This is a genomic window from Sodalinema sp., from assembly GCF_046483825.1.
Lineage (GTDB): Bacteria > Cyanobacteriota > Cyanobacteriia > Cyanobacteriales > Geitlerinemataceae > Sodalinema.
Window position 1 is genome coordinate 1 of sequence record NZ_JAWOCL010000264.1, and the last position, 11,353, is coordinate 11,353.

The following is an 11,353-nucleotide window of genomic DNA, read 5'->3' on the forward strand; positions in this document are numbered from 1 at the left end:
CGAACGGTGAAATCATCTTCATTGACGATACGGTGACGCAGCCGTAACAGGTTCTCGATTTGAAACTGCGTCGCCCGCATCTGACTCTCATCGATAACACTGACATTGATAAACGTCACCGTTAACCCATAGGGAGAACCCTGCCCTACAATTTGATTGGCCATGGTGGTGATGGGCAGAAACACCGTCTCATCCAGGTTTGTGCCAAAGGTTGACCCCTTCGGTTCCATCACTCCCACCACCCGAAAACTGACATTCTTGATTCGTAGAGTTTGCCCAATGGGGTCAACATTGCTATAGAGTTGTTCGGCAATTTCCGACCCGAGGGCCACCACTTTTTGATTGCGGCGGATATCTAAGTCATTGATAAAACGCCCCTGGGCGACGGCAAAATTCCGGACGGGCAGTAACTCGGGCGTTGTGCCGTACAGGGCCGCCGAAATGTTACGATTACGGTAGGATACCAGTTCACTGCCATTGAGTTGCGGGGCAACGCGATCGACTCCGGGGACTTGTTCGGCGATCGCCTCGGCATCCTCTAAGACTAACGTTTGAGGGGGGCGCACAGGACGGCGTTGTGCATCAGGACTACCGGGGACAATAAAGAGTAAATTGGTTCCTAAAGACGAAACCTGATCCGAGACAAACGTCTGCGCCCCTTCACCAATACCAATGGTTGCAATTACCGAAGCATTGCCGATAATAATCCCCAACATCGTCAAACTACTGCGAAGTTTATTCGCCAGCAGAGTTTGGCCCGCCATTTTCAAAGACTCAACAACATTCATGCCCAATCTCCTGAATTAGCTAAATTTCTCGATTCTCCGAAGCGATCGCACCACTTGCCGTTTGCCGTTTGCCTCTTACCTTTTGCCTTCTTCATCATGAAAACCAATATTCAAGATATCTTAAACATCGGTTTATTTATTATCCTGTCCCTATTTGTAGGCTATTTAAGCCTTAATTTTATCTTCGCCATTTTAGATAAATGGGCTTAATCTAGCATCTTAATCTAGGGACTTAATCCTATCACCCTCACCATCAAGAACCGTTCCCGTCCAACAGGCTTCCGAATGAGTTGCCCCGTCTAACTTTGTGTTTTCCAAATTAGCACAAAGGAAATTCGCTCGCACCAAGTTCGCCCCCTGTAAATTGGCTTGTCCTAAATTCGCCTCCTCCAAATCCGCCTCAGAAAGATTCGCCCCTTGTAAATCCGCCTGAGAGAGATTCGCCCCGCTGAGATTACTGCGGCTAAAATTGGCCCCGCGCAAATCAGCCCCCCGTAAATCAGCCCCCATCAGATTCACCCCCACCAAATTGGCCCCACTGAGAAACGCCCCAGCTAAACTGGCCGCCTGGAGATTCGCCCCCATGAGGGTGGCCCCCCGTAAATTGGCCCCGCGCAGATCGGTTCCCTGTAAACTCGCTTGCATGAGATTGATACCAACGAGATTAGCCCGTAGATTACTGTGATCGAAGTTAGCCCCCAAACAATTGGCCCCTTCGAGATGCGCCGCCTCTAAGTTGGCGCGAACCAAGTTCGCGCCGGAGAGTCTCGCACCGGCCAAGTCCATGTTTTGTAAATCCAACCCCGACAAGGTTTGATCCTCAAGATCGGCACCTCGGAGGTGCTTGGGTTGTCCAAATTCAAGTGCGTCAAGAGCAGTCATGGTATAGCAAAAATGGGTCTAAATAGGACAAAAAACAGGGGAAAAGAAGCCAACAGACAACCGGTAACAGGTGGGGGATTCTCGCCTAACTCAGAGTATCAATCCAGCAATCTTCGATGGCTAGACAAAGAGTCGTCAAGAAGAGAGCAATTAGGCGGTGCTGGCTGAGGGATGCAGCGATTGGCCAGGGAATAGATCCGGGTTTTGCTCTGGGTTCAGCAGCCAGAGGCCCGATCGCAGTTTAAAGGCTTCCTGAGGAAGCGTCATTCCCTGTTGTAGAGCCATCACCAGAAGCGTCAGCGTTTCAACCAGTTTCGGGTCCCAACGGCGACCACTGGCGGCTTGACAGTCAGACAAGGCTTGAGTCAACGCCTCAGAACGAGGTTTGTCTTGAGTCAACTGATTCAGCCGTCGTTGAAACTCCACCAGTAGCCCCAAAATGCGGCATTCTAGGGGAATCTCATCGTAGCTTAAGCCCCCCGGTGTTCCCGAGCCATCCCAATGTTCACTTTGGTGGGTGATAATTTGGGCGATCGCCTTGAGTTGGGGCATCATCCGCAAGGATTGTCGTCCAGGATAGAGGGGACAACTCAGAGCCGAGTTGTGACTCTCAGCCCGAATCTCTCCCAAATCGGGTTCATGTTGGGGCAAATAGTCAATTCGATGCAACAATCCCGCTAGACGTAACCGTTTCACCTGCCAAGAGGGCAGATCGAGGATTTGTGCAAAGGCCTCACACAGCCCCGAAACTTCGCTGGCGGCGTGGGGGTTTTGCAGATCGGTTAAATCAATCAGTTGGGCCATGCGTAGGAAGGCCTGCAACTTGTTCGAGACAATGTTGCGTTCGAGTTCAGGCTGGTGGGGGAAAACGTCCGCGTTGATGGTTTCGCCGAGTCCCTCATGACAGTCACTCAGATAACGAACCACCCGCGAGACAATAGGATTTAAGTCTTTGGAGACCTGGGCCACGTCAGCACTGCGATGATGCAACAGTTGGCCTTCAATGTCGGCCACCCGCGCTTTGAGGGATTGAGCTAGATCCGCTTGTAGCGGTTGAATATGCTCAATAGCCAACTCCACGGCGGCGACGACTAACTCCGGTTCAAAAGTCCAAAACCCATAAAACTTGCGCTCGACATCTACCTCGGGAACCCCCGTTTTGCCGTAATCCGCCTCCGAGAGTTCCTGACACAAGACCATGGCCGTATAGCCGGGAGAGAGAATCAGCAAATGCCATTCTTGAGCCACGGGATCATCAGGAGCAAGGGAGACGAGTTCAACGTTGGCTTTTTGACTGGTGGGATGCTCCCGGAAGCCCGAATCGGGGGCCGCCAGAATGACAATATCCTGAGCCTTGTCGGCAATTTCTCCGTAGCGATCGGCTTCCTGGAGATACCATTTCCCCCGTTGGAAGGCGGTAATCATGATAGGGTTACCGTCTGACTCTAGGATGCTATCTTCGAGGGCGTGACAGAGGGCAACGAGGGTGTTTTTATAGTACACCCCGTAGTTAATCGGTGGCGTGCGACGGGTTTGAGCGTTTTGCCGTTCGACGAGTTTTTGTAGGAGAGATCCGTTCAGCATTACAAATTGAAATTAACCCTTTTAACAATTAACAATGAACACTTAATAACCGACAGCACTCATTCGACACAGGACTTCTATCGTGTGGATGGTTTGAGTGCGTCCTGTTTATTCTGAGCCAAGGTCGCCACCCCAGCCAAGCTAATGTCCATTATAAGGGATGGTTATAAGAGTTTAGGGATGGAATGCGATCGCCCAATCGAGAATCGCCCGTTCTAACCCCTCAATGGTAAATTCTTCGGCTTCAATGTCGCAGCGACCCCAGGCTTGCTCACAACTTTGGCTGGTTTGGGGGCCAATCGAGGCGATCGCCACCCCCTCTAAAGAAATATCCCCCGCCGTCTCAATCAGCCGAGCGAAGTTACGCACCGTCTTAGAACTGGCGAAGGTCACCACATCCACCGTTCCCTGACGCAAGGCCGCCAACGCCTGAGGGTCCAGTTGTTCAGGACAGCGAGACTCATAGGCGGGCGCTTCTAATACCTTCGCCCCCGCTTCCCGGAACTGACGCACCAGGACCTCGCGCCCTCCCGTCTCCACCCGAGGAAAGAGAATCGTTTGGCCCCCCACCGACTCCGGGAACCGCTCCACCAAGGAATCAGCCACAAAGTTTGGGGGTATAAAATCGGCAGTTAAGCCCCGCTCTTTCAGCACACGAGCCGTCTTTTTGCCCACAACGGCAATTTTGAGGTGCGCCAAGCTGCGCAGGTCTTGCCCGAGCGTTAAGAGGCGATCCAGGAAGAATTCCACCCCATTACTAGAGGTGAGAATGAGCCAATCCACCTGATCCAGTTGGGCGATCGCCCCATCTAAGGGCTGCCAACTCGACGGTGGGACAATCTCTAAGGCGGGAGTCGAGAGGGGAATTGCGCCGTGGTTTTGCAGGCGATCGCAAAAATCACTCGACTGTCCCGTCGATCGCGTCACCAGAATCGTTTTTCCCTGTAATCCCATCTCAGATGCCACCATAGCCGTCTCTCCAAACACATTACGCAACGACACCACCTCACCGATGACAATCACCGTTGGCGATCGTTTTTCCCCCCGAGTCTGTCGGTCAATCGTCTCTAGGGTTCCCGTCCAGACTCGTTGTTCGGGCCGACCACAGGCGCGAATCATAGCCACCGGTGTGTTGGGCAGTTTGCCATGATCGATGAGTTTTTGGCAAATGGCCCCCAGATTCCGTCCCGCCATGAGAAACACTAACGTTGGTAGGCGGGCCAACGCCAGCCAGTCTAGGGCCGCCAGGTCGTGACCCGTAAACACCGCAAAGCCGGGACTGAGTTGATGATCGGTCAGAGGGATGCCCGCCAGCAATGGGGCCGCCAACGCCGAGGAAATCCCCGGAACCACCTCAACCGGACAGTTTGCCCCTCGTAACGCCCGCAGTTCCGAGGCACTACGACCAAAAATAAAGGGATCTCCGGCTTTGAGACGCACCACCCGCCGACCTTGGCCACAATAGGCCACCAGAAGCCGATCAATCTCGCCCTGGGGGGGACTCGGTTGTCCCCCCCGTTTGCCCATATCTAGGCAGAGACAGTCAGCCGGAACCAACTCGAGTAAACGATGGTCGGCCAAGGCATCATAAATGAGTACCTCAGCCTGAGCGAGAACCTGTCGCCCTCGCTGGGTGAGATACTTGGCATCGCCGACGCCTGCGCCGACGAGATAGACCTTCCCGAGACTCACTTACGAACCGCTTTCCAGGCCACCCAAACTTGCCAGAAGAATAAACCACTGACGGTTAGGGTGAAGGCAATTTGAAAGTAGAAGTCGGGACGGATGGCGAAAGCATCAAGGTTCCACATGACGGTTCACAGGACTAGCAAGGGTTAATGGACGAATAATTAGAATGGGAACAGCGGCTAGGATGTCTAGTCTCAAAGAGAAGTTGAAGACCGAGACTGCCCCCCATCCCCCCTATTCTATCGGCTTCTCGGCCGCTTCAGGGCGATCGCGGAGCCTTGGAGAGCCATCATCGCCCCCTTTAGGCGGTTCAACGTCCGGGTCAGACTCGGCCACAGCCAGGGCGAGAAGTTGCTCTAGGTTGAGATACAGCAAAACCTGATCCTCGGGCAGATTGACAACCTTTTCTAACGCCAACCCGAACGGCCCCTGACGATAAGAGGCGGGAACATCGGCAAGTTGCTCCTCTGCGACATCTAACACCCTGGGCAAACGATCGGTGGGTATCGCAAATTCTTCGCCGCTCTGGTTTTGACAAATGAGTAAGTAATTGGGTTCTAAATTAGGGGGGTTTTTAAACAATAAAACCCCTAAATCAAGCACCGAAATTGTCTTACCTTGATTTTGAATCAGTCCATGTCCGTAATTAAAGGTTCCATGAATTTCAGCCGTTGGCAACACCCGAATGACCTGATTGATTGGAATCCCATACTCATCCTGCTCAACGTTCAGAACTACTAATTTTTGCTTGAGGCTTCGTTGCCGGGTCTTTAGATTAAACCGGCGCAGACGAGGATGTAAGACCGCACTTAGGATGACCATAATTAGGGAAAATTATTGAGGATTAGGGGACGGGCTTAAGATGTTGGCGATCGCCGCGAGTAACGCAGCTTCATTGTAGGGCTTCGTGAAATAGTCCGCAGCGCCGAGTTCTAAGGCCCGTTGACGATGTTTTGACCCACTACGAGACGTGAGCATGGCCACCGGAATTTGGCATAACTCCGGCTGTGCTTTAATTGCCTCTAACAGTTCAAATCCATCCATTTTGGGCATTTCAATATCGGCAATCACCAAATCACAGGAGAGTCCTCCAAGCAACTTATCAAAGGCTTCTTGTCCATCTTTTGCGAGTTCAACTCGGTAGTGAGCGCCCTGCAATAACAACGAGAGTAACTGACGAATCGTATAAGCATCATCGACCACCAAAATTTGCGACACCGATTCCCCAGAGAGGGGATGGACGTGACGCTCACCGTCTCGGGGCGTCATCGTCACGGTTTCCGTCGGTTGCACTTGAGTAATGAGGTCATCGGCATCCACAATCAGGACAACACGACCATCTCCTAAAATCGTACTGCCCATCAGTCCCGGAGGCTTCACTAACGGGGGGGGAATGGGTTTAACGACAATCTCTTGCTGACCGAGTAAGCGTTCGACGGCGATGGCGAGGACTCCTTCTGCTGAAGCCAGAACCAACACCGGAATTGTATCTTGATTTAGGGGGTCCGGGGAGGGTTCATCATCACTGGGATACTTGTAATGTAGTAGATCTTGTAGTCGGGTGAGACGGATAAACTCATCGCGCCAGGGTAGCATCGTTTGATCACCCACCATTTGCAAGTGACTCGCCTCAATCTGGAGAATTTCCTCAACAGCATCTAGGGGAATCGCCAGGGTTTGATGATCCACTCGTACCAACAGGGCATTGGTGATGGATAACATTAAAGGAAGCTTGATCATAAAGCGACTTCCCTTACCCGGTTGAGAATCGACCTTCAGAGTTCCTCGGACTTGGCGTAGGTTGGTGGTCACCACATCGAGGCCCACCCCCCGTCCTGAGAGTTGGTTCGTCTGAGTCCGGGTGGTGAAGCCGGGTAAGAGGAGGAAATCGTAGATATCGTTCAGGGAGAGGGTTTCTGCCTGTTCTGCGTCAATGATTCCTTGGGCGATCGCCTGGTGTCGGATGGCGTTGGCATCAATTCCTCGTCCATCATCGGTGAGGGTAATGAGCGTTTGTCCCCCTTGATGACTCGCCGCAATTTCAATCTCACCGCTGGGGGGTTTGCCCGCTTCTCGCCGTTCCTCTGGGGATTCAATGCCATGATCAAAGGCATTACGAACCAGTTGAATGAGGGGGTCACGTAGGGCATCAACTAAACTTTCATCGAGTTTGGTATCTCGGCCTAACAGGACTAAGTTGACCTCTTTATGGTGCTGGCGGCATAACTCCCGTAAGGCCCGAGGCAGATGATCGACACAACGGCTGAAGGGAACCACTCGTAGGTTATAGACCCGCGATCGCAGTCGGTCGGTAATGCGGCGAATCTGCTCGGTGTTGCGATCGAGTTGTAGGGAGAGGTCGTCAATCCGTCCACTGGATTGGGCGATGGCCTGGGTCGTTTCAATCACCGACTGGGCGGTACTATGGAAATCACTATAGCGATCGAGTTCTAGGGGGTCGAAACCCCGATTTTGACCATCAGACACAGTCTGATGAGGCTCAACGGTCAGGCGATCGTATTCATCCCGCAAGTCCCGGCCAAATAGATTTAACTCCAAGACACTGCGGCGAATGCGTTTGGCTTCACTGCGCAGTTGGGCCTGTTGCACTTCTAAATGAGTGCGGTGAATGACCAATTCTCCCACCCAATTGACTAACTCCGTCAGGGACTGAACATCCACGCGGATAGTGGGCCGTTGTGAACTAGCGGAGAAGTCTGGCGACGGTTCAGACTCCGCCGCCTCGGGTCTTTGGGATTCCGGGTCAGGGTCGGCCCGTCCTAAGCGGCGTTGGCGAGCCTGTTCTAACGCGGCAATCAGGGGATAGCCCTGGCGTTGAAGTTCCTCGATCGCCATCTCGGGGCGCGTCAGCCATTTGGGTAAGGGGTCAATAATGGCGGCGATATCGGGTAAGTTCAAGAGTTGCGCCATCCCCGACAGTTGTTGGTAAAGCTCTTCGAGTTGGCTTTGTGTCTGACTGAGGTTATCTGGGTTGACCTGAGTGATGAGGGTCTCAAACCTCTCCAATAGGGGGGGCAGTTCCATTTCAAAAATGCCCCGTATCAGACTGGAGTTGACGGGTTCCTCTTCGTCCTCTGCTTCCGACGTCTCCTGCGCCTGATAGCGCGTCTCCAGGGTCTGTTTCAGGGGTAGGAGATCCTGATAATCCTCGGGGGCGATCGCCGCCTGAGTACGAGTTTTCTCCAATAGCCCCTTGAGGATATCCACCCCAGAGAGGAGGTCGTTAATCAGCTCGCCATCAAGCTGATTCAGGTCAGCGCGATCGCGCAAGATGCCGAAACAATCTTCCAGGGTATGGGCCGCCGTGGACAGTTCCGTGAGACCAAACATCGAGGCCGACCCTTTAATCGAATGGGCCGCCCGGAATAGGTGTTGTACCTGTTTTTCTTTATCCGACGTTGAACTCGAAGTCTCCATCGCCAGGAGGATTGTCTCCATCGAGCGCAAAAACTCCTCGCTTTCGGCGATAAAGGTTCCGAGTAAGGCACTGAAATCATCCATGGTTCGCCCTTGGACCGCAGCTACGGCTAACTTTGAAACTTGGCAACGGATTTTTGCAGTTGTCCCACAGAAACCGAGAGGCCATCGAGGGTTGTGGTGACATCTTCGGCATTTTCGGCGGTACTATCGGCAATCTGACTGACATCGGTCATGGTACTGGAGATCTCCTCGGCAAAGGTCACCTGTTTGCCACTGGCCTGAGTGATATTTTGAACCAAACGATTCATATCGCGGCTGACTTGGATGATATCCACCAAATGGGTTTTGGCTTGGGCCGCCAGTTCTGTGCCTTCGACGACTTCCTGGGTTCCCGTTTCCATCGCTTCCATGACGCGGCCAATTTCGGCTTGAATGGTTCCGACAATGTCTGCAATTTCCTCGGTGGCACTGGCAGAGCGTTCGGCTAATTTGCGGACCTCTTCGGCGACGACGGCAAAGCCTAACCCCTGTTCCCCGGCCCGGGCCGCTTCGATGGTGGCATTGAGGGCAAGGAGATTGGTTTGGGAGGCAATTTGTGAGATGGAGGTGACGATTTTGCCGATTTGTTGGGAGGATTCTCCGAGTCGTTTCATCATCTTGGAGGTGTCGGCAATGGTACGCCGCAATTCGTTGATGCCTTCGACGGCGCGATCGACGGCAACTCCCCCAGCCTCAGCAGTTTGGGCGGAACTTTGCGCCACTTGTTCGGCCCGTTGGGCGACATCGGAGACCTCTTTGATGGAATTGACCATCCCCTCGATTTTGGTTAGGGCCTCTTCGAGTTGTTGGGCTTGGTTGCGGGCTTTTTGGGTCAGTTGATTGGTGCTGGCGATCGAATCGCTGGTGCTGACGTCGACTTGTTGGGCGAGTTGTTGGATGGCGTTGACGACTTTGCGCAGTTCACTGATCAGGTAGTTGAAGGAGTCGGCTACGGCCCCGAGGACATCATTACTGACTTCGGCTTTGACGGTGAGATCGCCTTTGGCGGCCCCTTTGATTTCTCCGAGGAGTTTTAAGACTTGCTGGGTGAGGGCCTCGGCTTCGGCTTGCCGTTCTTGGGCAATTTTTTCGAGGTTTTCTTCGGCTTGTTTGCGATCGGTGATATCTCGTAGGGAACCGGCGACTCGCAGTGCGGTTCCGTCGTCACGGCGTAGGGTGTTGCCCATGGCACTGTACCAACGATATTCACCATTTTTACGGCGGAGGCGATATTCGACGTTATAGGGGGTTGTGCCGCTAGCATCTTTCACATGGTCGTTGAAGATGGTTAGCACGCGATCGCGATCGTCTGGATGGAGAGCGCCAGTCCAGCTTTCGAGGATGTTGGGTAGATCCTCTTCGTTGGTATAGCCGAGAAGGTTGCGGAAGCGTTGCGAGTACCAGATCGAACTTTGGGGATGGAGAGGATCGCCTCCGACGAGATCCATGTCCCAGAGACCATCGTTAGCGGCGGTGTTGACGATATCAAAGCGGGTGTTGGCATCTTGGAGGGCGGCTTCGACTTGTTTGCGATCGCTGATATCAATCCCGAGTTGCACCACCCGTTTCTCACCATTGGGATCGGTGAAGGGAAATTGATACATCTGATAGGTTTGGCCCGTGGTCTCATCTTGCCATTCCCAGGTTTGGGAGATCGCGTGAGTCGGGTTCGCTGAATTGGCCTCAGACGAGTCTAAGGCTCGACGCTCGGGTGGCAGAGTCGGATGGGGGGATTGACGTTCGGGGTTGAATTTTTCTCGAAATTGACGATTGGCAAATTTGATCGAGCCATCGTCGGCTTTCAGACAAAGAAAACCCGGGATACCATCGAGGATGCTAAAGAGTCGCGCTTGTTCGTCTTTGAGAGACTGTTCGGCGGCTTTGGCTTCGGTGATATCTCGTGATATCCCCAGAACGGCAAAGACGTTGCCCTCCTCATCCCGCAACGGCAGCTTTCGGGTATCAAAGATATGTTCGGAGCCATCGGCAAAGCTGGCATAATCATCCTTATTACGCAGGGCTTTCCCCTGTTGGATGACCTGTTGATCATCGGTGCGAAAGCCGTTGAGGTTCTGATCTGGGTCGCCAAAGATCTGATCTCGGGGTAAGCCGATTTCTACGTCATCTTTGCCGTCCATGGCCTCGGGGGTTGTGCCAAAGGCTTGGGCCAGGGTTTGGTTGGCTAAAAGATAACGAAAGTTCCGGTCTTTGATAAAAATCAAATCGGAGATATTATCAATCACCGCTCTCAGCAGCATCTGTCGATATTGGGCGGTTTCCTGGCTGGTGGCCAGTTGTTGCTCGGTGGCTGAGAGGGTTTCGGGAGGGGCAAAGGACAAGACTCTGGGTAAACGGGGAATGACGGTGATGGCGGTGTATAGAGCCATCACGGCATAGAGGCCGTTGAGGGTTCCTGAGAGCCAGTTCTGAGGCTGCCAGAGGTTACTGATCGCCCCGAGATAGGTGACTCCCCCGAGTAGTAGGAAGGCGGCCAGGGATTGTAGGCTCGAAGTCGCGGGCGAGTCGGGCCGTTGACTCATCTGACTCACCTGATAGAGCAGACTCAGGGCTAAACTGAAGTAGGCGGCGGCAATCAGAAGGTCGGCCCCGAGATGTAAGCCGAGGGGGGAGGCGAGGACTGAGAACGATAGGTTGAAGGAGTCTTCCATGTCGGGTAGTCGTGTCGGTTGACATACTCCCCACCAAGCAAGAGATGGGGATTCTCCGGCTAATCAAACAGACTAAGCGGCTTAACTGACGGTTGGTTTGACAAAGCGATCGGATTGCCAGAAACCCTGGTCTTATGCCCGTTCTTTGTCCATTTAGAGTCGTGGGTATGCCCGACCCCGACTTTTTCTATGTTTTTGGCAGCATTCTCATCTCTGTCCTGTTCAGTTCCGCAATTAAGACAGACAACGGAACGAATAGAC

The 11,353-nt window shown here is 53.2% G+C and carries 8 protein-coding genes and 1 pseudogene; all 9 read right to left on the reverse strand.

Annotation, left to right across the window (positions count from 1 at the left end):
- Positions 1-788, reverse strand: a 788-nt coding sequence (locus R6U67_RS16795) for an ABC transporter permease (RefSeq protein WP_410253617.1), incomplete at its 3' end; no start/stop codon positions are given.
- Between the two features lie 219 nt (positions 789-1,007).
- The gene (locus tag R6U67_RS16800; RefSeq protein ID WP_410253618.1) at positions 1,008-1,670 is read right to left on the reverse strand and encodes a pentapeptide repeat-containing protein; all 663 of its coding nucleotides are present in this window, start codon (positions 1,668-1,670) and stop codon (positions 1,008-1,010) included.
- Between the two features lie 150 nt (positions 1,671-1,820).
- Positions 1,821-3,254: a DICT sensory domain-containing protein gene (locus R6U67_RS16805; RefSeq protein WP_410253619.1), complete on the reverse strand. Its 1,434-nt coding sequence runs from the start codon at positions 3,252-3,254 to the stop codon at positions 1,821-1,823.
- Positions 3,255-3,428: 174 nt separating this feature from the next.
- Positions 3,429-4,946 carry a uroporphyrinogen-III C-methyltransferase gene (gene cobA / locus R6U67_RS16810; protein ID WP_410253620.1) on the reverse strand — a complete coding sequence of 506 codons (1,518 nt, stop codon included), beginning with the start codon at positions 4,944-4,946 and terminating at the stop codon, positions 3,429-3,431.
- Positions 4,943-5,065: a hypothetical protein gene (locus R6U67_RS16815; RefSeq protein WP_258719039.1), complete on the reverse strand. Its 123-nt coding sequence runs from the start codon at positions 5,063-5,065 to the stop codon at positions 4,943-4,945. Before R6U67_RS16815 ends, cobA begins: the two co-directional genes overlap by 4 nt.
- Before the next feature lie 112 nt (positions 5,066-5,177).
- Complete coding sequence (locus R6U67_RS16820; protein ID WP_410253621.1) at positions 5,178-5,765, reverse strand: chemotaxis protein CheW; 588 nt, start codon at positions 5,763-5,765, stop codon at positions 5,178-5,180.
- 12 nt (positions 5,766-5,777) lie between these two features.
- Complete coding sequence (locus tag R6U67_RS16825; RefSeq protein WP_410253622.1) at positions 5,778-8,465, reverse strand: response regulator; 2,688 nt, start codon at positions 8,463-8,465, stop codon at positions 5,778-5,780.
- 26 nt (positions 8,466-8,491) lie between these two features.
- Positions 8,492-11,092: a methyl-accepting chemotaxis protein gene (locus R6U67_RS16830; protein ID WP_410253623.1), complete on the reverse strand. Its 2,601-nt coding sequence runs from the start codon at positions 11,090-11,092 to the stop codon at positions 8,492-8,494.
- A 59-nt stretch (positions 11,093-11,151) separates the two neighbouring features.
- Positions 11,152-11,353 (reverse strand): annotated as a pseudogene (locus R6U67_RS16835) (hypothetical protein); the annotation flags it as partial.

Coding starts and splice junctions, on each gene's coding strand:
- R6U67_RS16800 (WP_410253618.1), bottom strand. CDS start 1,670: ATGACTGCTCTTGACGCACTTGAATTTGGACAACCCAAGCACCTCCGA.
- R6U67_RS16805 (WP_410253619.1), bottom strand. CDS start 3,254: ATGCTGAACGGATCTCTCCTACAAAAACTCGTCGAACGGCAAAACGCT.
- R6U67_RS16815 (WP_258719039.1), bottom strand. CDS start 5,065: ATGTGGAACCTTGATGCTTTCGCCATCCGTCCCGACTTCTACTTTCAA.
- R6U67_RS16820 (WP_410253621.1), bottom strand. CDS start 5,765: ATGGTCATCCTAAGTGCGGTCTTACATCCTCGTCTGCGCCGGTTTAAT.
- R6U67_RS16825 (WP_410253622.1), bottom strand. CDS start 8,465: ATGGATGATTTCAGTGCCTTACTCGGAACCTTTATCGCCGAAAGCGAG.
- R6U67_RS16830 (WP_410253623.1), bottom strand. CDS start 11,092: ATGGAAGACTCCTTCAACCTATCGTTCTCAGTCCTCGCCTCCCCCCTC.